Below are 25246 nucleotides of genomic sequence, written 5' to 3' on the forward strand. Positions count from 1 at the left end.
AATGCATACTGATATTATGATACAAAAATTTTATACCCAATAAATTACATTATGCTACAATAGCCACATATTTGTATAACAATAAAATCGGTAGCTCGATGGGATTTTTGTCCAACTTTTTTTCAAACTTGGCGGCGGCGCTGTGGATGCTGTTAGGTAGCACCAAGGCGTTTTCTCGTGTCAAGCCGACCTTTGCCCAGTTTGCCATCTTTTTGATTTTGGCGATTTCTGCCAATATTTTATTTGCTTATTTGGCAGCACCTAGCCTAAGCTTTTTTAATGAACAAGGCTTAATCAGCTATTTGGTTTGGCCTGCGATCATCTTGGTGGCAGGGATTATTCTTGCCAAGCGTTCTTTGAATTATTCGCTATTGTTCGTCCCTGTGATTTTGTGGCTGACGGCGGATACTTTGCTGGTTTTGCTACAAAGCCTAATCCAGTTTTTGGAAAATGAAAGTCTGCTACCGTATTGGCTGCATCATGTGATGCCGACCTTGTTTGCGCTGCTTTTTGTGTGGCAGACGACATCGCTGTTGTGGATTTTTGCTAAGCGCTTGCACTGGCCGTGGTGGGAGCGCGTGCTGATGCTGGTGGCGACCATCGCGCTATTGTTGGTTTGGCAACGCAATGTCGTCGATCAGCCGATTTTTAAGGAATATGTCGAAGAAACCAAGCTGTCTGAAGCGCAGTTTTTCGCCCAAGCCCCTGTGATGCAAAAATCATTGGATAACATCACGCGCAGTCGCAAAGGCGTATCTGAGTGGTATTTTTTGGGCGTGGCAAGCTATGCTGAGCAAGATGTCTTTATGAGTGAGATTTTGCAGGCGCGCCAGTTATTCGATGTCAAATTCGGCACAGCAGGGCATTCGATGGCATTGATCAATAATCCGAACACTTGGTTTGATTATCCGATTGCATCACGCGCAAGCATTGAGCAAAGCCTGAATGCCTTTGCCAAAAAAATGGACACCGATGAAGATGTGCTATTTTTGGCATTAAGCTCGCATGGCGTCGTCGATGAGCATGATACACCACTTGGTGAGCTTGCCGTGACCAATGAGCCATTGGATCTGCCGCCGATTGACCCATATTGGCTAAAATCTGCGCTTGATAATTCAGGCATTCGCTGGCGGGTGATCGTCGTCTCGGCATGTTATGCAGGCACTTTCATCGATGCGCTCAAAGATCCATATACGCTGATCATCACCGCATCGCGCGCCGATCGTGCTAGCTTTGGCTGTACCAATGATGCGGATTTGACCTATTTTGGGCGTGCGTTCTTTGCCGAAGGAATGCGCGAACAACAAAGCTTTGATGGGGCGTTTTTACAAGCAGTGCGCCGTGTCGGTGAGCGTGAGACTTTGATGGGTTTTGAGCCATCAGAGCCACAGCGCGCCATCGGTGAAGTGATGCAAAAAGCTTTGCCTGAGCTTGAAAAGGCTTTGTTCTTACACGACACCAATCCTGTGATCGATTTGCAAAAAGCCTTGGCTGATGATGCGGATACCGCGACTACTGACGGTAATGCAGCCGCCATTAATGAGAATGCCCAGTGATGATTCACTGGGTTTTTTATGGTCAATTTGGCAAAAATCAGCCTTGAAAAAAAGTCGGTCAAATGAATAAAAAAATCACTTGTAATTTATGTTTAAGGTTGTTATATTGTCAATTCCGATAACTTTATCTGATTTTATGATTTATGATAACAATCTGATGAAATCATCACTCTCCACCAAAATAAGGATTTACCATGAGTATCCAATCTGCAGTCGAGCAAGTCAAAAAAAATTACGCCCATCAACCTGAATTTATCCAAGCGGTGCAAGAAGTTGCGATGACCGTTGAGCAGGTTTATGCTGACAATCCAAAATTTGAAGAACTAAAAGTATTTGAGCGTCTGTGCGAGCCTGACCGCATCATCAGCTTCCGTGTGAACTGGGAAAATGACAAAGGTGAAGTGCAAGTAAACCGCGGCTGGCGTGTACAATTTAGCAATGCCATCGGTCCATACAAGGGCGGTATTCGCTTTCACCCAACAGTCAATGAAGGCGTGCTTAAGTTTCTGGGCTTTGAACAAATTTTTAAAAACGCACTGACAGGTCTGCCGATGGGCGGTGCAAAAGGTGGTTCTGATTTTGATCCAAAAGGCAAATCAGACAACGAAATTCGCCGTTTTTGCTATGCATTCATGCGCGAACTGCACAAAAATATCGGCAAAGATATGGATGTGCCAGCAGGTGACATCGGTGTCGGCGGCCGTGAAGTGAATTATATGTTCGCGATGTACAAGAACTTGACGCGTGAATTTGAAGGTGTCTTGACAGGTAAGGGCGTGGGTCATGGCGGTTCATTGATCCGTACCGAAGCGACAGGCTATGGCTTGGTGTATTTCCTTGATAATATGCTAAAAGCAAATAATGACAGCATGGCAGGCAAGACTGTCCTAGTCTCAGGCGCGGGTAATGTCGCGCAATACGCTGCTGAGAAGGTCGTACAATTAGGCGGTAAAGTCATCACTTTCTCAGATTCTCAAGGTGTGCTGCACGATCCACAAGGTTTTGACCAAGCTAAAATCGACTGGATTAAAGCCCAAAAAGACGCGCGCAAGCCATTGGCAGATTATGTCAGCGCATTTGGCGGTGAGTGGATCGAAGGCGCGAAACCTTGGCAGTTTGCCGCAGACATCGCATTGCCATGCGCCACCCAAAATGAAGTGAACGATGCTGAAGCCAAGCAATTGGTCGATAATGGCGTGAAATATGTCGCAGAAGGTGCCAATATGCCACTGACTGCCGAAGCCATCGATGTCGTGCGTGATAATGGCATTGCTTATGCACCGGGTAAAGCTGCCAACGCTGGCGGTGTTGCTGTATCTGGTCTTGAGATGAGCCAAAACTCAGTGCGCCAGTACAAGTCATTCGCTGAGCTTGATGAGCAGCTAAAAGACATCATGAAAAACATTCATGATAACGCACGCGAAGCTGCCGATAAATACGGCACAACCAAAGGTGCGATTGACTACATGACAGGCGCGAATGTCGCAGGCTTTACCCAAGTGGCAAATGCACTGGTAGCATACGGCATTTTATAAGCCAAATTAAGCTTGGATAAACAGCTTATATCAAAAATTTATGATTGACAAAACTTTTGGTTTTGTTTAGTATAATCCAAAAAACAGCAGGTGGACAGCGAAAACTGTTGCTTGCTGTTTTTGCTTTTTTATAAAAGAATCAAAAAGGGCTAAAGGGGCTATAAGGGGGAAATCATGCAGTTTTCTAATACCAATAAACATTTTGCATCTGATAATTATTCTGGCGTACATCCTGCGTTCATGCAGGCGTTGCAAGTTGCTAATCAAGGTCATGTTGCGGCTTATGGTGATGATTATTTTACCCATGAATTGCAGCACTTGATCAAGCAGCATTTTGGTGATAAGGCGCAAGGCTATCCGGTGTTCAATGGCACAGGCGCGAATGTCTTGGGTTTACAAAGCCTGCTGCCGCGTTGGGGTGCGATCATTTGTGCCAGCAGTGCGCATATCCACACCGATGAAAGTAACGCACCGCAAGTGGTCGGCGGCTGTAAGCTGATGCTGATTGATGCGATCGATGGTAAGCTTACGCCTGAGCTCATTGCCAAAGAAGCGCACGGCTTTGGTAACGAACACCGCTCACAGCCTGCGGTGGTGTATATCTCACAAGCCACCGAGTGCGGCACTTGCTATAGCCTAGATGAGCTATCAAACCTTGCTGATGCCACGCACCGCTACGGCATGAAATTATTCGTCGATGGTGCGCGCTTGTCGAATGCCGTGTGTCATCTCAATACCGATTTTCGCACGATGATTGCTGAGACAGGCGTGGATATGATATCACTTGGTGGTACCAAAAATGGCATGATGTTCGGCGAATGCTTGATCGATGTCACGGGCAATACAGGTGATGAGCTGCGCTATCTGCGCAAGATGTCGATGCAAACAGCGTCAAAAATGCGCTTTATTTCTGCGCAGTTGATCACGCTACTAGAAGATGAGCTGTATCGCACGCTTGCCACGCATTCAAATAGCATGGCAAGTTATTTGGCAGAGCAATTGGCGCAGCTTGATGGTGTGAAGATTTGTTATCCTGTCGAAGCTAATAGTGTCTTTGCCAAGCTGCCACAAGGGGTGGCAGACAGCGTGCGTCAAGATTTTATGTTCTATGATTGGGACAATGAGGGTATGGTGCGCTTGATGTGTAGCTTTGATACTGAGCAATCGGACATTGATGCTTTTGTTGGTGCGATTAAAAAGGCGATGTGATTTTTAAGTTTTAAAAAATGTGTTATTTGTTCAACTGAATAAATATCCTTGAATAAATCCCACCCCAATCCTCCCCTAAACAAGGGGAGGGAGCTGTAACTTGCATACAGATGTTTGCATATGGCAACTCCTCCCCCCCTTTTTTTTCAAGGGGGAGGCTAGGAGGGGGTCTGTGAAATCAGAACGCAGTGCATCATTCTTATAAATAGTCTTTTGTATTATTTCACAGATTTTATTGATAAATAAGAGTAAATCTTCTAAATCTTAAACCAGTTACAAATGACAAGCATTAAAAATCCGCCTAAGATAAAGCCTTAAGCGGATTTTTTACCGATTGCTTATTCGCTTTGCAAATAACCAATCAAGCGCAAAAACTCGATGTACATCCACACTAGGGTTGATAAAATCCCGATGCTATATACCCATTCATATTCGCGCGCGACACCAAATTCCACACCGCGCTCGACGTTATCAAAGTCAAGCAATAGGCTAAATGATGCAATCAAAGTCACAAAAACACTAAAGCCAATCGCTACCAAACCACCGTCGAACAGTAGTGGCAAGCTTGAGCCAAATAGGCGAAAGCCTAGCTGCACAAGGTACAAAATACCGATGGCGATGATGGCTGAAGTGATGATTGAGCGGAATTTTGCCGTCACCTTAATCACGCCTGTGACATACAGAGTCAGCATCACAGCGGCGGTGATGAAAGTCGCTGACAAAGCAGACAGTGGTACGCTTGGGTAGATGCGGTACATGATCAGGCTAAATGCTCCAAGCAGCACGCCTTCGGTCAGTGCGTACGGCACGGCAAGTGTCTTGGCAAGATGTGGCTTAAATGAGCTTACCAAACCCAAACCCATGCCAGCGAATACTGCGACGATCGCCATGGTGTACAAGATGCCTGATGACAGACCTGCTGTCAAGGCATAGAAGAAAACGCCAAAGCCCGCCACGGCAGCAAGGCTTAATAAAAACGCACTTTTGGCGACGACGCCGCGTACGCTCATTGCTACCGCGCCAGTCATCAGCGTGGTGCGAGATAAAATTGGATTTGCCATAGATTTCCTTGATGGTTGTAAAATTTCAAATAACACGAAGCTTAAGCTTAAGTCTTATGTCAAATTTTGCAACCGTGATCAATTATCGTAAATTTGAAAAACTGTTTTAATGTATATGGGGCTGATTATGATAAATCCCAGCGGTTTTGTCAAGTTTGTAGGAAATTTTGCCCCAAGATGGCTTGTGTGTTGTGTTAAGCGGCGATTTTGGGTATCATACGCCTAATATTTTTATCAAATTTTCACTATGTCAAATTTCATCAACAATCACCCAAAGCGCCCACAATTTCGCCGTATCGGACTGATGGGGCGTGCAGGCAAAACCAGTGTCGTTGAGACGCTCAATCAGCTGATTGGCTTGATGAATGAGCGTGCCTTGTCGGTGGTGATTGATACTGAGACGGCGGCGATTGATGGGATGTTGATTGATTTTGATAAAATTGATGGTGTGACGCTCAAGATTGTCCCACGCCAAAAGATGGGCGAGCATTGTGATTTGGTCATCGTCGTTGGTGGTGATGGCTCAATGCTCCAAGCGGCATCGGTGATGGCAGGGACGGATGTGCCTGTGCTTGGGATTAACCGCGGTCGCTTGGGTTTTTTGGCGGATGTCAATCCTGATGAGCTGATCGAGAAGGTCAGTCAGGTACTGGATGGTCAATATTGGTTGGTTGAGCGATTTTTGATCAAATTTCAAATCGTCCAAAATGATGATCATGGTAATCCGACCGATGAAGTCATCCATGAAGATGTCGCGCTCAATGACATTGTGCTGCATGCTGGTAAGTCAGTTCATACGATTGATTTTAAACTTAGAATTAATAATCAAGATGTCTATCGTCAGCACGCGGATGGTTTGATTGTCGCCACCCCGACAGGTTCAACTGCCTATGCTTTATCTGCAGGTGGCCCGATCATTCATCCGACGCTGGATGCGATTTGCCTTGTGCCGATGCATCCACACACACTGTCGAGCCGTCCTTTGGTGGTGGCAGGCAGCAGTCGTATCGCTATTAATATTCATCGTGATAACCGCACACAGCCGATGGTTGGTGCAGATGGTAAGGCATCGGCACCGCTTGAAAATGATCAGACGCTATTGATCGCCAAGCATGATAAAACGCTGCTGCTTTTGCACCCTGATAGCTACAGTTTTTATGAAGCTTGCCGCACTAAGCTTAGTTGGAATTTATTCAGTGAAGAATTTTCATTGGATAAATGATTTATGGCTTTAATGATTTGTCGTGATTTGTAGAATGCTGAACAATATTTATTATAAATTGATTGATTTTAAATTTTATAAGGATTAATAATGAACAAGCAAGATATTTTAGATAGCCTAACACCTGAAATTGTCGATAAATTTCGCACCGCCATTGAGATTGGCCGCTGGGAAAATGGCGAAAAGCTGACCGATGCACAGCGTGAGACTTGTATGCAAGCGGTGATGGTATGGGAGCATGAGTATTTGCCACCGACTGAACGCACGGGCTATATTCATAAACCTGTCAAAGAAGATGGCACGGTGGTCGGCGCAGAATGTGATGTTGAACATGACCATCATTACCCAAATGCCGAGCAAGTGGTGAAGTTTAAGCACTGATGGCTGATAAGCGTTTGCAACTGTAGTGTGCAAACGCTTTTTAGTGGGTGGAGTTGGTGTTGGTGATATCATGCACCACTAAAATTGGCTTGGTGGTGTGCCGTGTGCATCCTATGCACTAATTAATTACGCCCAAAAAGTTCAAGATTAGCAAGAAAATCGCAAAGATGATAAAGGCGAAAAGTAGCAACATGGCGATTGAAAAAGCGGCCACCAAGCCATCAATAATAGACTTAAACATGTATTGTCCCTATACTATATAAAATCATCATAAATTTCAATTAATTAAAAGTAGCATGTGTACCACGCACCATCAAATTCCATTTAATCAACGGTGCATGATACGCACCCTATGCGATGCGCTTCGACCCCAATCTGTGCAGATTATACGAATAGACTAGGAACAATAATCCATATTAACAAAATTATTGGGAAAAATCTCAAGAACGCTTGAGCAATGCGGAAATTTTTATCATTCTTGATGTTATCAGAGTTAATATTACCCCAAAAAATATCTAAAGCAAATTTAGATATTGTGATGCTACGCTCCAAATAATCTAAGAATTTTTTAACCATACCTATATTTTTACACAGTTTATATAAAAAGTAATTATAGAATGCAGTATATACAAGTATTGCTAGAAATAAACATACAACAACTATATCTTTCTGACTCATTGATAACTCTTAAACCTGCTTTGGTTTATTGGAAGTGCGTACCACGCACCATCAAATTCCATTTAATCAACTGTACATGGCTTGCACCCTATGCACTATTTCTTTTTTTTCTAAAAAATTCCATACAGAAATAATAATCATCACAATTAATATAGCAATCATCGTAAAATATTTTATGATTCAAACTGTATTCCCCCATCATTTTTAAATCTTCATTAATATAAAATTCTAACATGGGCAGTATTTCTTCCAAAATTATATTCACATCTTCTTCTATTTCAGAAATTAAATAAAAATAAACAGTAATATTTTTATATTTATCAAAAGACCAATAAATTCTGGAAAAATTCTCACTAATTTCACCCAAGCAAGCCCTTGATAGGCAATATGTAACATAGTAAATATTCATTAATAATGACCTTTGGGATTGCAAGAAACAACACTTATTTTTTAGTGGTATGGCATAACACACCATCACAACCAACAAAAAAGCGTTTGCAAAGTTGCAGACGCTTTTTGGTAGGGTTTATTTTTCAAGCACAGTCCAATAGCTCAGCCCAAGATCCCCGTGCAATGCCGGCAAATCCAGCAATACCAATGAGCCAAGTGGCGTTAGGTTTGCCTTGATACATAGTGAATGAGCAGCCTTGAGCGTACCACCAGTGGCAAGCACATCATCGATGATGAGTACTTTGGCAGGGTCAAGCTCGGCACTGATTTCTAGAGTGTCTTGACCGTATTCTAGCCCATAGCTTTGGGCGTGTACAGGTGGTGGTAGCTTGCCTGCTTTACGCACTAGGATGAGTTTTTTGTGCAGGCGGACAGCCAGCAGGCTTGCCAGTACAAAGCCACGCGACTCGATACCGACGATGGCATCCGTGTCAGCCATCACATCAGCAGGCACAGCAGCAATCATCGCATCGATGAGCTTATCATGATGGCCGTTAAGTAGTGGCGTGATGTCATAAAATTCAATGCCTGCCTTAGGAAAATCGGCAACAGTACGGATATGTGACCAAAGAGAATGTGTCATAAAACTTCCAAAAAAACAACAAAATAAATCGAACAAAGATAGGGTATTTAATTAGATAATCTTATTAAATCAAATCAAGATACGCCACAGTGCAAAGCCTAAGGCAAACAGCATAAACAGTGGTGTAAGATACAGATGAATGGCAACTGCCGACCACCATGCCAAAGCCAACATCAGCACAAAGCCTGTCGCGGCAATCCAATCATGTCGTCGTTCATTAAGCGCATCTGCGCGCATGGCTTGCAGTTCGCGGATGGTGGTGTCTTGGCTTGCACCCAGTGTGGCAAGGCTTTGGATACTGTGATTGAGTAACTTAGGCAAATCAGTGGTCGAAAGCAAAATCTCAGGCAGCTGCGTTTTGATGTCTTGTAGATTCTTAACAGGATCAAGCTGATCTTTGACCCACGCGGTGAGAATCGGTTTGGCAAGCGACCAAATGTCCAAATCAGGATACAGTTCACGACCCAGTCCTTCGACATGCACCAAGGTCTTTAAAAGTAGCATCAGCTGCGGTGGAATGCTCATGCGATGACGGCGTGCGATAGTGAGAATTTCAAACAGCACCCCTGCAAAATCAATCTCATCAATCGGCTTTAGCACCATCGGGCTGACCGTGCGCGTCATGTCACGGATCAAGGCGTGCTTATCGGCGGATGGTGGAATCCAGCCAGCGGCAGCGATGATATCCACAAGCGTCGTATAATTGCCGTTCATCACCGATAATAGCAGACGCGCCACTACGAGCTGATCTTCTTTAGCAAGCTCACCCATGATCGCACAATCAAGCCCGATATAGCGCGGCTCAGCCACTGCGCCACCGTCAGGCAAGGTCTCCACAAAGATATTACCAGGGTGCATATCCGCATGGAAGAAGTTATCGCGAAATACTTGGGTGAAAAAGATTGTCAAGCCTTTTTCAGCAAGGGCTGCGCGGTCATAATTGAGCTGATCGAAAGTGTCGGTATGTGAAATCGGCACACCAAATACACGCTCAGCGACCATCACTTGTTTGGCGGACGCATAGACTTCTGGCACATAAATCAGCCTTGAGCCAGTGAAATTATGACGCATCTTGGTGCTGTTGGCGGCCTCGAGCGTTAGATCCAGCTCATTGAGCATGATTTGGCGATAATCTTCGACGATGTCAATTAAGTGAATCGCGCGCGCCGCTTCGATGCGTGCCGATGCCCATGCTGCCATTTGTCGCAAGAGTTCAAAATCGCTGATAATGCCATCGCGAATGTCAGGGCGCACGACCTTGACCACCACTTCACGACCATCATGCAAGGCAGCGGTATGTACTTGAGCGATACTGGCAGCAGCAAGCGGTGCATCATCAAAGCGCGCAAACAGCTCATCAATCGGCTTGCCAAGTCCAAGCTTGGGATGTTCAATCACTGTTTTGGCGGTGGCGACATCAAAAGGCGCAACTTTATCTTGTAATAAAGATAACTGTGCGATGATCTCGGGTGGTAATAAATCTGAGCGCGTCGAAAGCAGCTGACCTAATTTTAAAAACAGCGTTCCCATCTCTTCAAGCGCAAGCTTGACGCCGAGTTCTTGGTGTGATTTGCCAAGTGCAGCAGGGTGCAGGCGAATGAGCCGAGCGACAGACGCAAGCTCAGGCATATCGGCAAAGTGCGTATCAAGGCGATATTTGGCTGCGATGCGATATAATGAAAGCAGGCGTTTGCGATGAGTGATGAGCATGGTCGGATGGTTTTATAATTAAAAAGAAAAATGATTAATCCAGCTGATTTTGTAGCTGAGCAAGTTTGGCTTGGCTGCGTTCAATATCTGCTTGTAAGCGCAAAAGTTCTTGCTTTTTATCAAAAATTCGCTGATCTAACAGCTCTTCTTCAAAGGCATTGGTCGCAGGTTTTATCGGGCTGACTAGGCTTGTCACTGACTGCTTGATCGTCTGCATGATCGGTGCAAACACAGGCGATAGCTCGCGACCGACCATATACAGATGACTGGTCAAATCCGTGCCAATCACTTGCTCAAGCTGATACCAAATATCAGGCTCAAAGTGTTCAAATATCGTCTTGGCACGCATCAGTACTTGATAATCACCCGAGATGGGCAGATTGCCAACAGGATTTTGGATCAGTTCAAGCAGATGGCTTGGGTCATCGACCGTCACGGTGCAATCAGGTGGCGTGATGACTTGTCCGCCTTGTGGCTCAAAAATCGACTGCATCACAGGTTCAAAGCGCACACGATCATCACCAAGCAGCACATCCAGCGCGATCTCTGGGCGATGTATGACAATTCGCAAGCTTTTGCCCGACAGCTCGGTCAGCGCATCTTGGGTGAATGTGTCGGTGGCGATGGCGGTGTTCAGCACTTTTTCTGCCATCGCAAGGCTTAGGACGCCAAGCATACTCATGGAACGCCCCAATCAGCGCGCTTTAAAGCCGCGATGCACCGCGACGATGCCGCCTGTTAGGTTATGATAATCACAATTGACAAAGCCTGCGTTTTCCATCATGCCCTTAAGTGTCGCCTGATCTGGGTGCATACGGATTGATTCGGCTAGGTACTGATAGCTTTCGGCATCACCTGCGACGATTTTACCCATGATTGGCAGGGCGGTGAATGAGTACAAATCATAAGCTTTTGATAGCGGTTCAAAGACAGGTTTGCTAAAATCAAGCACCAACAAGCGACCACCCGGTTTTAGCACGCGGTGCATGGCGGCAAGGGCTTTGTCTTTGTCGGTGACATTGCGAAGACCGAAGCTGATGGTGACTAGGTCAAACGAATTATCGGCAAATGGCTCAAGCGTCTCAGCATTAGCAAGCACAAAATCGACATTATTACAGCCAGCATTAATCAAGCGTGTGCGACCGACTTCCAACATCGCTTCATTGATGTCTGATAGCACCACGCGACCTGAGCGACCGACTTCACGGCTAAACACCTTGGCAAGATCACCTGTACCGCCTGCGATGTCAAGCACGCGCTGACCGCTGCGCACTCCTGTTAGGCTGATGGCATAACGCTTCCATAGGCGATGAATACCGAAGCTCATCAAATCATTCATCACATCATATTTGCGTGCCACAGAAGTGAATACTTCAGCGACTTTGGCTTGCTTTTCAGATTTACGCACGGTCTGATAGCCAAAATGCGTGGTCTCTTCGCCAACCGTTTCGCTGCCTTGTGGTCGCTGCAGCTCGCTCTGTCCTTGCGGCGTGCCTGTTGGCAGGATATTTGGATTGGTAAATTGTGTGTCGTTATGATTTTGATTGCTCATGATAAGCCCTAAATTTTTGATAAATTTCAACCCTTAATGATACACTATTTTGCAGGTTAATTGGGAAAAATTAGGCAGGTTTTCAAAAATTTGTCTGTGGATGGGGCGCAAGTTTGCTGGTTTGGGTGTGATTATGATGAATTTGGCTTAAAAGTTATCAATTGGCATATGCATTGTGATATTAAATCATCATTTAAAATCAAATAGTTATCAATATTTTTCAAAGATTTTAAGGGTTAAAATAAATCATATTAAAGCAATTTACTCAACCCTTAAAATCACCCAATCTGACTTAGTCAAAAATCGGCTTGCCTGCATGGATTTTTTCAATGATTTCAAGCTCTGTTGCAACAAAAGGCGTGGTAAATCGCTCAATCTTATCAATGGCATGAATCGCATCCAAGCCTTCACTAATAAAGTCATACAGCGGTTGATAACCATTGGCATAGGCGGTGGATTTGGCAAGTTTAAAGGCGTTTCTGAGCAGGAATGAATCAAATTCTTGATACGACACTTGGCAAACTTGCTCAATCTCACGAATCTGAGCGATGCGTGCGTCTTTGGCATTCGCCGCTTGATACAGCGCGCTCATGGTCGCATCATTGATGAGCTTGTCGCGAAAGTCTGCTAGATAACGCTGCGCCAATTGTAAATCAAGCTCAATGGCGGTGATGGTCGCCGATACGCCAAGTAGACCTGCGGTGAGTGTCTTAGTGGGGACGAGTTTTTCAAGCTTGCCTGAGCCATTAAGCGCGTTTTGTCCTGCGGTGAGTAGCTGTGCGGCAAGCACTTCGAAAGTCGCCGCACTGTAGATGCGATCGATCAGATAGCTGGCAAGTGGTGCGGTTTTCTTGTGAGTAAATAGCTCAGCGTTGGCGAGATGAATGCGCGCGCGTTGCCATGCTTGAATCTGTGCTAGGGCGTCGGCAAGTGCTGCATCGGTGTGGTGTGGCAAGGTGTGATAGCGCATGAGTGCGGCGACCATATCGGCGATTAATGACATCGGTACTCTCGATAAAATAGGAGCGGTTATCATAGCAAGTTGGGATAAAATAGGCAATGCATGGTGCGGTTACATTCTGATGACACAGCGTAACTGTCGAGATATTTTCCAAAACATCTTCTTACAATTTGGCAAATATGATAAAATTGTCATCATATTGTCATAATAGGATTCTATAATATGACAAGATTGGGGTGTGTTGTCATATTGCGCCTATAACTTTTCAGCCACTGCTAGGATGCACAGCGCACCCAAGTGGCTTTCTTTATGAATAATTTGACTTAATTTATGGTAAATTCAGCAAAACAAACAACACCAATGGCAGGTAATTTGCTATTTGGTCTGATGATGGCAGCGGTCAGTATTTATTTTATTTGGTGGGGTCTTGACTACACCATGCATCAGCAGGTCGCGCTATTTATGGTGGCGAGCTTTTTTGGTATCTTTATGGCGTTCAACATCGGTGGTAACGATGTCGCCAACTCATTTGGTACTTCGGTTGGTGCAGGTACTTTGACCGTCACTCAAGCGTTGGCAGTTGCGGCGATTTTTGAAGTATCGGGCGCGGTCTTGGCAGGTGCAGCGGTGACTGATACCATCCGTAGCGGTATCGTAGATATCAATAAGTTGGGTGTATCGCCTGATCAGTTCATCTATTTGATGCTATCGGCATTGATCGCGGCGGCGTTTTGGCTGCTATTTGCCACCAAAAAAGGCTTGCCAGTCTCAACCACGCACGCCATCATCGGCGGTATTGTCGGTAGCTCGATCGTACTTGGTATCAATATGGGTGGCAGCGAGCTTGCGTTTTCTACTGTAAAATGGTCAAAAATCGGTGAAATCGCCATTTCGTGGGTTGCCTCACCGCTATTGGGTGGTTTGTTGTCATATTTTCTATACAGTATTATTAAGAAAAATATCTTGGCATACAACGAAGTGGCGGAAGCACGCGTCCGTGTGATTAAGACCAATAAAAAGACACTCAAGCGTGAGCAAAAAGAATACTTCGACAACCTAAGCGAAGAAGATAAGCTGCCATACACCAATGCGCTACTGCGCGACCAAGAAGTCTATAAAGATAGCGACTGCACGCGCGAAGATCTAGAGACGGATTATTATCGTTCGCTATTTGATCTTGAGCGTGAACGCGACAGCATCGACACTCTAAAAGCGCTGAAAACTTGGGTGCCGTTGATCGCAGCATTGGGCGCGGTGATCATGACGGCGATGGTTGTGTTCAAGGGTCTGTCAAACACAGGCTTAAACCTAAGTATGCTACAAGCATCATTGGTGATGGGTATGCTGGGTGCGATCGTATGGTTGGCGGCATTCATCTACACCAAGACCATTCGTGGTAAGCACAAAGAAGACCTTGGTAAGGCGACATTCATTCTGTTCAGTTGGATGCAAGTATTTACCGCGTGTGCGTTCGCGTTCAGTCATGGTTCGAACGACATTGCTAACGCTGTCGGTCCATTCGTGGCTATCCTTGATGTGATCAAAAATAACGCCATCGAAGCCAAAGCGATGGTACCAGGTCCTGTGATGGTGACTTTCGGTATTGCGCTGATCGTCGGCTTGTGGTTCATCGGTAAAGAAGTTATCCAAACTGTCGGTACAAACCTAACCGAAATGCATCCAGCTTCAGGCTTTGCGGCGGAACTTGCAGCAGCGGCAGTTGTTATGGGTGCATCAAGCCTAGGTATCCCAGTATCAAGTACGCACATCCTAGTCGGTGCGGTATTGGGTATTGGTCTTGTGAATAAGAATACCAACTGGAAACTGATGCGTCCGATTGGTCTGGCTTGGGTGATCACGCTGCCTGCATCAGCTCTGATCAGTGCGATCGCGTTCGTTGTACTTAATGCAGTGCTGTAATTCGATTGATATTGATTAATAAAATCCCTTGAATGCTAAGTTCAAGGGATTTTTTATTGGAAATAGTATTTAAAAAAAGTGGTTTAATAATCAACAGCTTATCACCCAAATTCTACCACTGATGTTTAAATTTATTCAGTTCTCGGCGTTGTTTTTTATCAGGCTTGGTGTCGGGGCGTGCAAGGTTCATCAGCTTTCGTTGTTCGGCGAAAAACTCGCGCTGCACCTGGCTTTCTTCAGTTTCTCGGTACAAGGTCGCTGCCATCGTCGCATTACCACGATTGTCTGATAGAGCGGTGATGACGATGGTTTTTTCTTCTAGGCGCGTAGCATGACCTTGGCGGACGGTGAGTGTATCGCCGACTTGCAGCTCTTTACTGACCTTGATTTTTGCGCCATTCATATGCACTTTGCCTGATTCGATGGCTTCTTTGGCAAGGCTGCGTGTACGGAAAAATCGCGCCGCCCATAGCCATTTATCAGCGCGCACTTTGGTGGGTTCAGTTGTCATGGTTTGCTTGTCATAAAAATAATTGTCACAATTGCCACCAATCCAAAGAAAATTGCCAAACCAAGATAGGTTTTTGCTTTGGTTTTTTGCAATGCTTCTGCAGCTTGCAGTTTGGCGATTTCAGCTTCATATCGAATGATTTTAGCTTGCAATACTTCAAGGTCTAAATCTGAATTTGGCTGATCTTTGGTTTGATGGCTATTGAAAGTCATAGGGTCTGGCGTCCTGTATTTATTTCAAAAACAGCTGATAACCCACATTATTGGTCAAGCTTTCGCATTCATAGCCGATTTCGGTGAGTGCATCTAGGATTTGGCGGCTGCTGCCTTTGGATGCTTGCAGTCCCACCAAAATTCGACCTTCCGCTGCACCGTGATTGCGGTAGTGGAATAGGGTGATGTTAAAATCTTGACCGAGTTTTTCAAGGAAGTTCAGCAGTGCACCAGGGCGCTCTGGGAAAATCACGCGGAACAGCTGCTCATCATCTAGGCGCGCGTGTCCACCGATCAGATAGCGGATGTGCGTCTTGGCGGCTTCATCATCGGTCAAGTCGCGTGCGGTATAGCCGCCATTGCTCAACAGCTGCATGATGGTGGCGCGCTCTTTTTGACCTTCTTTTAGGCCGATACCAACAAAGACATGGGCGATATCTGGATTGGTGGCATCGACGCGGTAGTTAAATTCGGTGATGTTGCGCCCTTGTAGTACGCGGCAGAAGTCCAAAAATGCACCTGTTTGTTCAGGCAGTCGCACCGCAAAAATCGCTTCTTTTTGCTCACCGATCTCGGTACGCTCAGCAATGTAGCGCAAGCGGTCAAAGTTCATGTTCGCGCCTGATAAGATGGCGACGCAGTTTTTACCCGTGATGCCGTGAGCTGCGATGAATTTTTTCATGCCAGCGACTGACAGCGCGCCTGCGGTTTCGACGATGGAGCGATTTTCTTCAAAGATATCTTTGATCGCCGCGCAGATTTCATCGTTGCTACAGGTGATGACTTCAGGCTCGATCACTGTGCCTGAATTGTCCGATTTCATCAGCTTAGCGACTTCAAATGGCTTTTCGCCGATTTGTGCGACCGCCACACCGTCGGCAAATAGCGAGACTTGCGGCAGACGGATGCGTTCGTTATTTTCTAGGGCGACTTTTAGGCAGGCTGCGCCTTCAGGCTCGACCGCCACCACTTTGATGTGCGGTGCAACTTCACCCAAAAAAGCTGCAATGCCAGCGACCAAGCCACCACCACCACACGCAGCAAACACATAATCAATCTCGCGCCACTGTTGAGTCAGCTCAAGTCCGATCGTGCCTTGACCTGCGATGACCAGTTCATCATCATAAGGGGCGATGTAGGTCATGCCATCTTGTTTGCTTTTAGCGATGGCGAAGCGATTGGCTTCATCGAAGCTGTCACCATGCAGATGCACCGTGCCACCTAGCGATTTCACCGCTTGTACTTTGATGTCGGGCGTGGTGGTTGGCATGACGATTAGATTATTGATACCTAAGCGTGCGGCAGAGTAGGCGACGCCCTGTGCGTGGTTGCCTGCTGATGCGCAGATGACACCGCGTGATTTTTCATCATCGGTCAATTGGCTGATTTTATTATAAGCACCACGCAGCTTAAAGCTAAAGACAGGCTGCAGATCTTCGCGCTTGATGCGGATGTTGTTATTAAAGCGGTTTGATAATTTCACCGCAGGCTCAAGCGGTGTGCGTACAGCGACATCATAGACGGTGGCTTGTAAAATGGCACGAACATAAGGGGTGAGCATGGAAAAATCCTTGATTAATTCTGTTGTTCTTTTTGATATTTTTTCATCAAGCCTTGATCAAGGCTTAATAGTTCAAGTTGGTAATTTAAAGCGGTGGCAAGCACAATCGCGTCAGGCAGTTTGATTTTATGGCGTTTGCGCAGTGCAATCACGGTATTTTCGGTTTGTTGATTGATAGGCAGGGCACTCATGTGGTCCAATAGACACTTAAGGTTTTGGCTGTCATGTTCTGATAAATTGCCAAAACCTAAGACTTCCATGCGATTGATGGGACTGATAGCGCAAGCGGACAACTCAATGCGCCGCTGTCTGATGGCATCAAGCACACCAGCATGATTATTATAAAGCTCGATGATAAAGCAAGTATCAAGCAGGTATTTAATCCCATTCATCACGCAATGCCTTTTGAATTGCTACGCCATCGCCAAGATGCGTGCGATTGGGCAGTGTATTGATAAAATCGGTCAATAGCATCTCATCTTTCGGCTTGGCAAAAGACTGCAGGGCTTTTTCATAAGCACTGATGGTGATGAAATCATGCACGCTTTGTCCGTTTTTTTGGGCAACTTGTTCGATGATTTGCATGGTCTGTGGGGGTAGGTCTAATACAATCATGATTTGATACCAAACAAAAATTGGGTATGACAAACGAATTTATCATACCCAATTATCCAATCAATGAGCAGATAAATCAAGCATCCAACTGCGCCATCACATCATCGCTAAAATTGACATTGGTATAAACTTCTTGGACATCGTCCAGATCTTCTAGCATATCGATCATCTTCAGCACTTTTTGGGCATCATCGATGTTATCAATATCAGCAGTGGTGCTTGGCGACATGGTGACTTCCATGTTGTCAGGCTTAAGCTCGGCAGACAGTAGGGCATCGACGACCGCGCCGAATGCTGCTGGGCTTGTGATGACAAGTAGGCTCTCGCCGTCATTTTCGATGTCGTCAGCGCCTGCATCTAGGGCGACTTCCATCACGCTGTCTTCGAGCGATAGGTCGTTGAACATGATTTCACCGCGCTTGGTGAACAGATAAGCAACTGAGCCTGATGTGCCCAGATTGCCGCCATGCTTACTGAATGCGTGGCGCACTTCACCGACGGTACGATTGACATTGTCAGTCATGGTCTCAACGATGACCGCCACGCCGCCCACACCATAGCCTTCATAGGTGATTTCTTGGACATTGTCGCCTTCACCACCGCCTTGACCGCGTTCGATAGCTCGCTTGATGACATCTTTGGTCATGTTCGCTGCGTTGGCTTTTTCTAGCACGGCGCGCAGGCGTGGGTTGTTGGCTGGATCAGGATCGCCGCCTTTTGATGCTGAGACGATTTCACGGATGATTTTGGTGAAAATTTTGCCTTTTGCGGCATCTTGTTTGGCTTTACGATGTTTGATGTTCGCCCATTTACTATGACCTGCCATAATGCACCTTTTTAACTAAAAATTTCCAAATCTAGGAAAGAAAATTAACAAAAATAACTTGATATTATACGCAAGTTCGGCTGATTTTTCTACTGGTTTTATGGGTCTTTGTTGGTATTTGTAGTATCAACTTTTGCGATCACAGACATTCCAGGGCGTAAGCGATGCAGTGCGTCTTGGTTGGGATTGATGCGAATGCGTACTGAGATGCGCTGCACGACTTTGGTAAAATTGCCTGTGGCATTGTCGGTCTTGATGACACTAAACTCAGAACCTGTTGCAGGCGAGATGCTGTCCACCACGCCTGTAAAAGTTGCGCCGCCCAAAGCATCGACGCTGAAAGTTGCAGGCTGACCGATGGCAATGTCTTTCATTTGTGTTTCTTTAAAGTTGGCAATCACCCAAGTGTCACTGGGCACGATATAAAGCAGCTGCGTACCTGTGCTGACATATTGTCCATTATGTACATTCACCTGTCCAAGCTGTCCTGAGATCGGTGCGGTAATGATGCTGTATTGCTCAAAAGTCTCGGCTTGCTTAGCGGCGGCAGTTGCGCTATCGACTTGTGCTTGTAAGCCTGTGCGCGCCACTTCAGCGGTCTTGAGTGCTTGCTCGGCTGCTTCGATGCCTGCTTGCGCTTGGCTGATGGCAGCTTGCGTATTATTGACATTGGCGCGTGCATTATCGATCTCAGCTTGCGAGACTGCACCGATGCTGACAAGGCTTTGGAGTCGATCAAGCTGTGATGTCGCCAAAGAATGCTGCGTCTGTGCTTGGGTCAGCTGGGCTTGAGCGACTTTGATATCGGCTTTACGCTGTGCGATCAGTTGGGTTTGGTTGTCCAAATTGGTTTTGGCAGCGGTGATGTTTGACTGAGCTTGGATAACTTGCTGCTCATAATTAGCAGTATTAATGCGCATCAAGGTCTGACCTTGGGTTACGGTATCAAAATCCTTAACCAAAACTTCATCAACATAGCCACTGATCTGTGATGATAGCACTGTAGAATTGCCGCGGATATAGGCATTGTCTGTTTGTTCACTGTGGCTAACAAAAGGTGGAATTTGCCATACCCACAAGATCACCGCGACACCAATGGCGAACACGAGCAGCATGATGGCAATGGTGGATTTTTTTGCAGGGATCAGCTTGGGCGTCTCAGCGGTAGGCTTTGGGACATTGTTTGATGCTTGGGTGTTGTCGGTTTGGCTATCTGCCTGCGGTTTTTGTGATTGTTGATCCATAAGAATATCCTAGTATTTTTTATTTTTTGCCAATTGGTAAGGGATTTTTTTGTAAATATTTCTTAACAATGAACATTTGTATTATGCCCCAAAGTATGCCAAAAATTGCCAAATATAAATTCACTCGAATGACATCAGCAAAAGCAAGCGTGGTTGCTTCACGATTGATGGTTTGATTGAGTGTTGTGAGTGCCGATTGTGCATTTTGGACAGGGTCGCTCAGTATTGGGCGTGTGCTTGCTTGATACTGCGCCAAGCGATAACTGCTTGCACTATCAGTTGATGGCATATCAGCAAGCAATACTTGGCGATGGGTGTTAAATTGCTGCTTTTCATAGGTGGAATAAAATGCCGTACCCAGCAGACCGCCGAAGTTTTGGCTGGCGGTAAATAATAGAATGAACATAGCGATGTGATTGGGGCTTTTGAGCATGGCTTTGACAAAACCAACCAGCAGCAGCGGACCAATGAACATACCGCCAGCGCAGCCGATGAGAAATTGACTGACATAGAAATTCTCAGGACGCACATCACTGGTCAAGTCAGCATCCAAGAAACTGGCAAGCGCAATCAGCACGCCTGCGCACAGTAGCTGTGGAAATACCATCTTGGGCGAAAAAGTCGCTGCACTGACCATGCCACCAATAAAAGTTCCTGCCGCGATGACGCCATATAAGCCAATGAATTGATCGCTACTCATGCCCATGCTGCGCAAAAAATTGACCGTCGCCCAAGACTGCTCTGCCATCAAAAATCGCAACAATACCGATGCTAACAAAAACCGCAATAAACCGATGGTGGTTAGCCATTTGGTATCAACCAATGGCAGCTTGCGGTGATGCTCGATGACAAATGCCAACATCAGCGCACCCATGCCAATGATCAGCCAATAGGCAATCTTTGGATCGTCCGTCCACCAGACGATCGGGCCTTGTACCAGTACTGCTGCCAATGCGCCAAAGCCTGTGGTCAGTAGGATAAACGCAATGATATCACCTGTGTTGAACACTTGGATGCGTACGCCGCGCGGTAGTTTGAGCATCATGACCAGTGCAAAAGCACACAAGGTTAAGCCAAATTCAAAGCTGTACAATCGTGACCAACTCTCAGCTGAGAACAAGTAGGGCGAGATCACCCAAGCCAAAGGCACACCCAGCTGACCAGCTGCCATGGCAAAATACAGCCCGTGTAGTTTGAGTTTTTTATCAAAGGCTTGCATGATATAAAACAAGCCCAAAGTGGACATCGTACCACCTGCAAAACCACTCAAGCCACGCACCAAAATAGCGAGTTCATAGCGGTGTGTGAGCAGATGCAGCCCTGTGATGACCAAAAAAGCAAATAATGACACCTCTGTAAACCAGCGAATGCCTTGCTGTTGACGCGCCTTATAAGTCAAAATACTGGCACTCATGCTGCCGATGACATAGGCAGCGGCAAACCACGCTGACTGCGTTGGCGTCAAGCCATATTCACCTTGGATATAGGGCAGGTTCGCTGTAGTAAAGCCATTACCCATGCCGCCTGCGATAGCGATTAGCATCCCAATCACAAAATACAATAAGGCAATCGGGCGCGAATGTTTGATATTAGCAGGTGAGCCAGGTAATGAAGGGCGCTCATCTGCCGTCCAGTTCGGCGGTTTTTCAAGGTATCTTGGTGTGTGCATTGTGCTTATTATGATTATTAAATTGTAAGAAACTCAAGCGTTATTTACACTTTGCTTAAAATAAAACTCTAACCACTCATAAGGAGTAAAAGTTAAAGTCTTGCCAGTAGTCTCATCTTTCTTACTTAAAGATGAGTGCGGTCTAACAGTGTTGTAGAAATTAAGAAATCTGGTTAATTCTTGCTTTCTATGCTCACTGCTGACAAATTCATGTTTATCATGCCAAAGCTCCATTAATGTTCGTATGACCCTTTCAGCTTTGCCGTTGGTTTGTGGCCTACCTACTTTGGTAAATTTTTGATTGATGTTGTTTTGATAGCAGGCTTGAGAAAATTCATGGTCTTTTGTGCCTTTATATTCTGTGCCATTGTCAGAATAAATCACATCAATTTTGTAGGGGCATGGCTCTATCACTTGTTCTACAAGAAACTGTGTTGCACTAAAGGCTGTTTTATCCGGCATGATGTCAGCATACAATTCGCGAGAATAGTCATCTATGGCAACAAATAGATATTCTCTAGGACTGTTGGCATTTTGTCCTTTGAGCAAGGGCAGGCGTTTGGTGTCCACATGCACCATCTCACCAGGATAGGACTTATTGTATCGCTTGGCTTGCTTTTTGAGCTTATCCTGTATGGATTGTTCAACTTTAGCAAGGCGTTTAATACCATATTTGGCTTGTTTAAAGCGATTGTTGGTACTGGCTTGGGGCTTGAGTAGCTTAACACGAGCAAGTTTTAAGACTTTGTAAATGGTAGGTCTTGATACTTTGTACTCCAATGCTAGTGAAGTAACTGACTGCCTGTTCTTGTGATAAGCAGTCCAAATGGCTTCCCGTTGGTAGGGAAGCAATCGTGTATTTTTATGAATGTTCATTTGCAGTATTTTACCTTAATACTGTAAACAACGGTAGTTTATCTTACAATTAAATTGTTATGATTGTTAAGAAAAAAACAGCAGAAATATACGCCTGTGCACCGAGTTGGTCAATGAAATTTTGCGAACTTATCAGTGTATTTTGATGTCAGTTGGGTACTTGGTGGTCTATTTGATCTTTTTAAAATACAAAAAATCAGTCATGTTCACCATCGCTGATTTTCGCTGAATAAATTTATCAAAAGCCAATCAATTTAAATAAAGCCAATCAATTTAAATTTAGCCTTGCCAAATACCATTCCACAAAGCTGCGCACCGCAGGTGTAGAGCCGCGATTTTTATAATAAATCATCGAGATTGGCTTGACATCCATTTCCCAGTCTTGGAGCACTTGCACCAAACCATGTTGGCGACCGTTTTCAAGTGCCATTTTGCCAATACCGATACCACGCACGATCATGCGATCAACCATGGTAAAATCATTGCAGCCGATATAAGGATTTGGCGAGATTTTCAGTTCTTTATTGCCTTGACAAAACCGCCACGGCAGGCTCATGGTCTGTGCGATGACTTGGTGGTGATATAGATCGTTCGGCGTATTTGGCACGCCGTTTTTGTCCAGATATTCTTGGGTAGCAAAGATGCCAAAATGCATCTGTATCCACGGTTTTGCCACGACATTTTCGTTCTCGATCGAGCCGACACGCAGGGCGATGTCGATGCCATCTTGGATCATATTGATCTTGTGTTGTGACAGATTGATGTCGATGGACACTTCAGGGAATTGCTCCAGATACTCTTCTAAATGCGGCAACAAATACCGATGTGCGACATCAACAGGCGCTGACACGCGCAGCAGCCCTGTGGGTTTTTCGAGCCCATGATGAATGCTTTGGATCGCTGAATCGGCTTCTTTGAGCATATTTTGGGCATGAACAAAAAAATGCTCGCCCAAATCGTTTAGGCTGACACCTTTTTTGCCACGGTTCAAAAGCTGCGTGCCAAGCGAACTTTCTAGCTGAGTCAAGCGACGCGACAGCCGTGAGACAGGCACACCTGTCAGATCCGATGCTGAGCTTAGGCTGCCTGCTTGTACGACCGATACAAACAAGCGAATGTCATCAAGGCTGATGTGGTTCATAAACGCGCCATGTCTGAGAAGTTGGGATAAATAGATAATTTAAAAATAAAATATCAATATGCGAAAATTTTATAATTAACTTTCTATAATTGCAAATTAATTTTGTAAAAGTGTACCTTGTTAAGTGACTAAAATCAATTAAAATAAAGCAAGGGAAAAAATTTGATACGGCGCAAAATTGACAACAATTGACAATGCCACAATGACCAACAAAGGTACAAACTTTAAGCTCACAGCTTATATAAAATAATAATGGAGCGTGTATTATGTATCATTCATTCGAAAAATTTTCATATAATCTAAAAGATTTGCTCTTGCTATTTACGCGTGTCATCATCGGTTATATGTATCTTTTGCATGGTACGACCAAACTATTCGCCATGCCTGCTGCGATGGCGGGTGATAAAGGTGCAGTTGAGCTGTTTTCGATGATGGGCGTTGGTGGTGTGCTTGAGCTTGTTGGTGGTGCGCTACTGATTATCGGTTTGTTCACGCGATTCAATGCCTTTATCCAAGCAGGAATGATGGCAGTGGCATACTTCTTTTATCACGCATTTCCTGCAGGGATTGACTTGCTGCTGTTGCCAAGTGCCAACCGCGGCGAAAATGCAGTGGTGTATTGTATGATTTTCCTACTATTTTGGGCATTGGGTGCAGGTAAGTATTCTTTGGATGCCAAATTTTCAAAATACTGATTATCACCGCTAATGTGATCATAGTTTAGTTTCACTTGGGCTAAAAAAGCACGAATACTGATTTCGTGCTTTTTTGTTATTATCACTATTTGATGCTTAGTTGGCTGAAATATACTTAAATGTGCAAAGTTGCTTTTGTGCAAGCTGCATTGTGTAAGCTGGTTCGGCTGTGATGGCTTGGTGGATTGCTAATTGTGATTAAGCGGTTAATTTGTTTGGCTTTGTTTGATTTGGGTGTTATAAATTCCACTTCAGCAACCAATTCAGCAACCAATCACTCATAAAATACTCAAAGATCGTTGCAAATTTGCAAAATTATTTTGCTAAAATCAATCTTGTTCAAAAATTTAAAAAATAGCATAATAGCAACCAAGCGGTAAATGACACATTTGCCAAATCTTTCAAAAACTCAAAAACAGTGCCAATGGCACGATGAAAAATAAGGAAAAACCTCATGAAAAAAGTCGCAGTATTTGTCGGAAGTGCAAGCAAAACTTCATTCAACCACCTAGCGGTGAAATACCTTCAAAAAGTCGCACCAGCGTCACTAGAGCTAAATGTCGTGGACATCTCTGATCTGCCACTGTACGATCGCGACCTAGATGAACAAGACATCCCACAATACACTCGCGTGCGTGAAGCGATCAAAGCGGCAGATGCGATCTTGTGGGTGAGCCCAGAACACAACGGCGGCCCATCAGCAATGATCAAAAACGCCATCGATGTCGGCTCTCGCCCAATGGGTCAAAGCGTCTGGAACGGCAAGCCACTTGGTCTATTGAGTGTCAATACTAACGGCAGTCCACGCGTCACTGATCAATTGCGTACCATCAGCACAAGCCCAGCGTTGAATATGCCAACGCTACCATTCGGTGCTTATTTCGGCGGTATCTTTGCAGGTGCGTTCAATGAGCATGGTGAGTTGGTTTCAGAACAAGCCAAAGCGGTATTGGATGGTTTCATTAATGCTTATGCAGAATTTGTTGAAAAATACTAATTCAACCACGGTATAAACTCTCCTACCATACCAAAAAGCCAGTCGATTGCGATTGGCTTTTTTGTGATATTTGACAATGCT

General features: G+C 45.2%; 26 protein-coding genes. 8 read left to right on the forward strand and 18 right to left on the reverse strand.

Annotation, left to right across the window (positions count from 1 at the left end; translation table 11 throughout):
- Positions 1-98: 98 nt before the first annotated feature.
- From NKU06_RS08110 to NKU06_RS08120, 3 genes are all read left to right on the forward strand, one after another.
- Positions 99-1556 (forward strand): C13 family peptidase, encoded by a 1458-nt coding sequence (locus NKU06_RS08110; RefSeq protein ID WP_371928043.1) that lies wholly within the window; start codon positions 99-101, stop codon positions 1554-1556.
- A gap of 194 nt (positions 1557-1750) precedes the next feature.
- Entirely contained in the window at positions 1751-3091 is a 1341-nt protein-coding gene (gdhA, locus tag NKU06_RS08115; protein WP_254729909.1) for an NADP-specific glutamate dehydrogenase, read from the forward strand.
- Between the two features lie 174 nt (positions 3092-3265).
- On the forward strand, positions 3266-4300 hold the full coding sequence (locus tag NKU06_RS08120; protein ID WP_254729911.1) for a low specificity L-threonine aldolase: 1035 nt from the start codon (positions 3266-3268) through the stop codon (positions 4298-4300).
- 338 nt (positions 4301-4638) lie between these two features.
- Here NKU06_RS08120 and NKU06_RS08125 read toward each other — a convergent pair whose 3' ends face one another.
- Positions 4639-5361 (reverse strand): Bax inhibitor-1/YccA family protein, encoded by a 723-nt coding sequence (locus tag NKU06_RS08125; RefSeq protein ID WP_254729913.1) that lies wholly within the window; start codon positions 5359-5361, stop codon positions 4639-4641.
- Positions 5362-5608: 247 nt separating this feature from the next.
- Between NKU06_RS08125 and NKU06_RS08130 the strand changes: the two genes are divergently transcribed.
- Both NKU06_RS08130 and NKU06_RS08135 read left to right on the forward strand, forming a co-directional pair.
- Entirely contained in the window at positions 5609-6583 is a 975-nt protein-coding gene (locus NKU06_RS08130) for an NAD(+) kinase (protein ID WP_253223224.1), read from the forward strand.
- Between the two features lie 90 nt (positions 6584-6673).
- On the forward strand, positions 6674-6964 hold the full coding sequence (locus NKU06_RS08135) for a YeaC family protein (protein ID WP_254729919.1): 291 nt from the start codon (positions 6674-6676) through the stop codon (positions 6962-6964).
- 384 nt (positions 6965-7348) lie between these two features.
- Here the strand turns inward: NKU06_RS08135 and NKU06_RS08140 are convergent, their stop codons facing one another.
- The 7 genes from NKU06_RS08140 to NKU06_RS08170 all read right to left on the reverse strand — a co-directional run bounded on the left by NKU06_RS08140 (position 7349) and on the right by NKU06_RS08170 (position 12940).
- Positions 7349-7642, reverse strand: coding sequence for a hypothetical protein (locus tag NKU06_RS08140; protein ID WP_254729921.1), 294 nt, complete (start codon positions 7640-7642; stop codon positions 7349-7351).
- Between the two features lie 88 nt (positions 7643-7730).
- The gene (locus tag NKU06_RS08145) at positions 7731-8051 is read right to left on the reverse strand and encodes a hypothetical protein (protein ID WP_254729924.1); all 321 of its coding nucleotides are present in this window, start codon (positions 8049-8051) and stop codon (positions 7731-7733) included.
- 117 nt (positions 8052-8168) lie between these two features.
- Complete coding sequence (locus tag NKU06_RS08150) at positions 8169-8675, reverse strand: adenine phosphoribosyltransferase (RefSeq protein WP_253223228.1); 507 nt, start codon at positions 8673-8675, stop codon at positions 8169-8171.
- Positions 8676-8744: 69 nt separating this feature from the next.
- Positions 8745-10385: an AarF/ABC1/UbiB kinase family protein gene (locus tag NKU06_RS08155; RefSeq protein WP_254729926.1), complete on the reverse strand. Its 1641-nt coding sequence runs from the start codon at positions 10383-10385 to the stop codon at positions 8745-8747.
- A 34-nt stretch (positions 10386-10419) separates the two neighbouring features.
- A complete protein-coding gene (locus NKU06_RS08160) occupies positions 10420-11067 on the reverse strand; it encodes a hypothetical protein (RefSeq protein ID WP_254729928.1) in 648 nt (215 codons plus the stop codon).
- 12 nt (positions 11068-11079) lie between these two features.
- The gene (gene ubiE / locus NKU06_RS08165; RefSeq protein WP_254729930.1) at positions 11080-11937 is read right to left on the reverse strand and encodes a bifunctional demethylmenaquinone methyltransferase/2-methoxy-6-polyprenyl-1,4-benzoquinol methylase UbiE; all 858 of its coding nucleotides are present in this window, start codon (positions 11935-11937) and stop codon (positions 11080-11082) included.
- A gap of 292 nt (positions 11938-12229) precedes the next feature.
- Entirely contained in the window at positions 12230-12940 is a 711-nt protein-coding gene (locus NKU06_RS08170; protein WP_254729932.1) for a hypothetical protein, read from the reverse strand.
- A gap of 288 nt (positions 12941-13228) precedes the next feature.
- On the opposite strand from NKU06_RS08170, the gene NKU06_RS08175 reads away from it, so the two are divergent.
- A complete protein-coding gene (locus NKU06_RS08175; protein ID WP_253223233.1) occupies positions 13229-14818 on the forward strand; it encodes an inorganic phosphate transporter in 1590 nt (529 codons plus the stop codon).
- A 112-nt stretch (positions 14819-14930) separates the two neighbouring features.
- Here the strand turns inward: NKU06_RS08175 and NKU06_RS08180 are convergent, their stop codons facing one another.
- From NKU06_RS08180 to NKU06_RS08225, 10 genes are all read right to left on the reverse strand, one after another.
- A complete protein-coding gene (locus NKU06_RS08180) occupies positions 14931-15329 on the reverse strand; it encodes an RNA-binding S4 domain-containing protein (RefSeq protein WP_254729934.1) in 399 nt (132 codons plus the stop codon).
- Complete coding sequence (locus NKU06_RS08185; protein ID WP_254729936.1) at positions 15326-15541, reverse strand: hypothetical protein; 216 nt, start codon at positions 15539-15541, stop codon at positions 15326-15328. The genes NKU06_RS08180 and NKU06_RS08185 overlap by 4 nt, the downstream gene beginning before the upstream one ends.
- A 19-nt stretch (positions 15542-15560) precedes the next feature.
- Entirely contained in the window at positions 15561-17102 is a 1542-nt protein-coding gene (gene ilvA / locus NKU06_RS08190; RefSeq protein WP_254729938.1) for a threonine ammonia-lyase, biosynthetic, read from the reverse strand.
- A gap of 14 nt (positions 17103-17116) precedes the next feature.
- Positions 17117-17494: a PIN domain-containing protein gene (locus NKU06_RS08195; RefSeq protein WP_254729940.1), complete on the reverse strand. Its 378-nt coding sequence runs from the start codon at positions 17492-17494 to the stop codon at positions 17117-17119.
- A complete protein-coding gene (locus tag NKU06_RS08200) occupies positions 17481-17717 on the reverse strand; it encodes a hypothetical protein (protein ID WP_254729942.1) in 237 nt (78 codons plus the stop codon). The genes NKU06_RS08195 and NKU06_RS08200 overlap by 14 nt, the downstream gene beginning before the upstream one ends.
- A gap of 76 nt (positions 17718-17793) precedes the next feature.
- Positions 17794-18543, reverse strand: a complete 750-nt coding sequence (locus NKU06_RS08205) for a YebC/PmpR family DNA-binding transcriptional regulator (RefSeq protein WP_253223239.1) — start codon at positions 18541-18543, stop codon at positions 17794-17796.
- Positions 18544-18641: 98 nt separating this feature from the next.
- Positions 18642-19787 (reverse strand): HlyD family secretion protein, encoded by a 1146-nt coding sequence (locus NKU06_RS08210; RefSeq protein WP_254729944.1) that lies wholly within the window; start codon positions 19785-19787, stop codon positions 18642-18644.
- 19 nt (positions 19788-19806) lie between these two features.
- Positions 19807-21456 carry an MFS transporter gene (locus NKU06_RS08215; RefSeq protein ID WP_254729946.1) on the reverse strand — a complete coding sequence of 550 codons (1650 nt, stop codon included), beginning with the start codon at positions 21454-21456 and terminating at the stop codon, positions 19807-19809.
- A 33-nt stretch (positions 21457-21489) separates the two neighbouring features.
- Positions 21490-22332 carry an integrase core domain-containing protein gene (locus tag NKU06_RS08220; RefSeq protein WP_254729032.1) on the reverse strand — a complete coding sequence of 281 codons (843 nt, stop codon included), beginning with the start codon at positions 22330-22332 and terminating at the stop codon, positions 21490-21492.
- A gap of 268 nt (positions 22333-22600) precedes the next feature.
- Complete coding sequence (locus NKU06_RS08225; protein WP_253223242.1) at positions 22601-23473, reverse strand: LysR family transcriptional regulator; 873 nt, start codon at positions 23471-23473, stop codon at positions 22601-22603.
- A 266-nt stretch (positions 23474-23739) separates the two neighbouring features.
- Here NKU06_RS08225 and NKU06_RS08230 point away from each other — a divergent pair, with 266 nt between their 5' ends.
- Together NKU06_RS08230 and NKU06_RS08235 are read left to right on the forward strand one after the other, a co-directional pair.
- Entirely contained in the window at positions 23740-24168 is a 429-nt protein-coding gene (locus tag NKU06_RS08230) for a DoxX family protein (RefSeq protein WP_253223243.1), read from the forward strand.
- 454 nt (positions 24169-24622) lie between these two features.
- A complete protein-coding gene (locus tag NKU06_RS08235) occupies positions 24623-25165 on the forward strand; it encodes an NADPH-dependent FMN reductase (protein WP_254729948.1) in 543 nt (180 codons plus the stop codon).
- Positions 25166-25246: the final 81 nt, after the last annotated feature.

This window comes from Moraxella sp. FZLJ2109 (assembly GCF_024296965.1).
Classification (GTDB): Bacteria; Pseudomonadota; Gammaproteobacteria; order Pseudomonadales; family Moraxellaceae; genus Moraxella.

Excerpts from the sequence above, each read along its gene's own strand:
- NKU06_RS08135 (WP_254729919.1), top strand. The coding sequence starts at position 6,674 with ATGAACAAGCAAGATATTTTAGATAGCCTAACACCTGAAATTGTCGAT.
- NKU06_RS08215 (WP_254729946.1), bottom strand. The coding sequence starts at position 21,456 with ATGCACACACCAAGATACCTTGAAAAACCGCCGAACTGGACGGCAGAT.
- NKU06_RS08145 (WP_254729924.1), bottom strand. The coding sequence starts at position 8,051 with ATGAATATTTACTATGTTACATATTGCCTATCAAGGGCTTGCTTGGGT.
- NKU06_RS08205 (WP_253223239.1), bottom strand. The coding sequence starts at position 18,543 with ATGGCAGGTCATAGTAAATGGGCGAACATCAAACATCGTAAAGCCAAA.
- NKU06_RS08220 (WP_254729032.1), bottom strand. The coding sequence starts at position 22,332 with ATGAACATTCATAAAAATACACGATTGCTTCCCTACCAACGGGAAGCC.
- NKU06_RS08150 (WP_253223228.1), bottom strand. The coding sequence starts at position 8,675 with ATGACACATTCTCTTTGGTCACATATCCGTACTGTTGCCGATTTTCCT.
- NKU06_RS08180 (WP_254729934.1), bottom strand. The coding sequence starts at position 15,329 with ATGACAACTGAACCCACCAAAGTGCGCGCTGATAAATGGCTATGGGCG.
- NKU06_RS08210 (WP_254729944.1), bottom strand. The coding sequence starts at position 19,787 with ATGGATCAACAATCACAAAAACCGCAGGCAGATAGCCAAACCGACAAC.
- NKU06_RS08130 (WP_253223224.1), top strand. The coding sequence starts at position 5,609 with ATGTCAAATTTCATCAACAATCACCCAAAGCGCCCACAATTTCGCCGT.
- NKU06_RS08200 (WP_254729942.1), bottom strand. The coding sequence starts at position 17,717 with ATGATTGTATTAGACCTACCCCCACAGACCATGCAAATCATCGAACAA.
- NKU06_RS08195 (WP_254729940.1), bottom strand. The coding sequence starts at position 17,494 with ATGAATGGGATTAAATACCTGCTTGATACTTGCTTTATCATCGAGCTT.
- NKU06_RS08110 (WP_371928043.1), top strand. The coding sequence starts at position 99 with ATGGGATTTTTGTCCAACTTTTTTTCAAACTTGGCGGCGGCGCTGTGG.
- NKU06_RS08125 (WP_254729913.1), bottom strand. The coding sequence starts at position 5,361 with ATGGCAAATCCAATTTTATCTCGCACCACGCTGATGACTGGCGCGGTA.
- NKU06_RS08230 (WP_253223243.1), top strand. The coding sequence starts at position 23,740 with ATGTATCATTCATTCGAAAAATTTTCATATAATCTAAAAGATTTGCTC.
- NKU06_RS08120 (WP_254729911.1), top strand. The coding sequence starts at position 3,266 with ATGCAGTTTTCTAATACCAATAAACATTTTGCATCTGATAATTATTCT.
- NKU06_RS08140 (WP_254729921.1), bottom strand. The coding sequence starts at position 7,642 with ATGAGTCAGAAAGATATAGTTGTTGTATGTTTATTTCTAGCAATACTT.
- gdhA (WP_254729909.1), top strand. The coding sequence starts at position 1,751 with ATGAGTATCCAATCTGCAGTCGAGCAAGTCAAAAAAAATTACGCCCAT.
- NKU06_RS08170 (WP_254729932.1), bottom strand. The coding sequence starts at position 12,940 with ATGTCATTAATCGCCGATATGGTCGCCGCACTCATGCGCTATCACACC.
- NKU06_RS08185 (WP_254729936.1), bottom strand. The coding sequence starts at position 15,541 with ATGACTTTCAATAGCCATCAAACCAAAGATCAGCCAAATTCAGATTTA.
- NKU06_RS08160 (WP_254729928.1), bottom strand. The coding sequence starts at position 11,067 with ATGAGTATGCTTGGCGTCCTAAGCCTTGCGATGGCAGAAAAAGTGCTG.
- ubiE (WP_254729930.1), bottom strand. The coding sequence starts at position 11,937 with ATGAGCAATCAAAATCATAACGACACACAATTTACCAATCCAAATATC.
- NKU06_RS08235 (WP_254729948.1), top strand. The coding sequence starts at position 24,623 with ATGAAAAAAGTCGCAGTATTTGTCGGAAGTGCAAGCAAAACTTCATTC.
- NKU06_RS08155 (WP_254729926.1), bottom strand. The coding sequence starts at position 10,385 with ATGCTCATCACTCATCGCAAACGCCTGCTTTCATTATATCGCATCGCA.
- ilvA (WP_254729938.1), bottom strand. The coding sequence starts at position 17,102 with ATGCTCACCCCTTATGTTCGTGCCATTTTACAAGCCACCGTCTATGAT.
- NKU06_RS08175 (WP_253223233.1), top strand. The coding sequence starts at position 13,229 with ATGGTAAATTCAGCAAAACAAACAACACCAATGGCAGGTAATTTGCTA.
- NKU06_RS08225 (WP_253223242.1), bottom strand. The coding sequence starts at position 23,473 with ATGAACCACATCAGCCTTGATGACATTCGCTTGTTTGTATCGGTCGTA.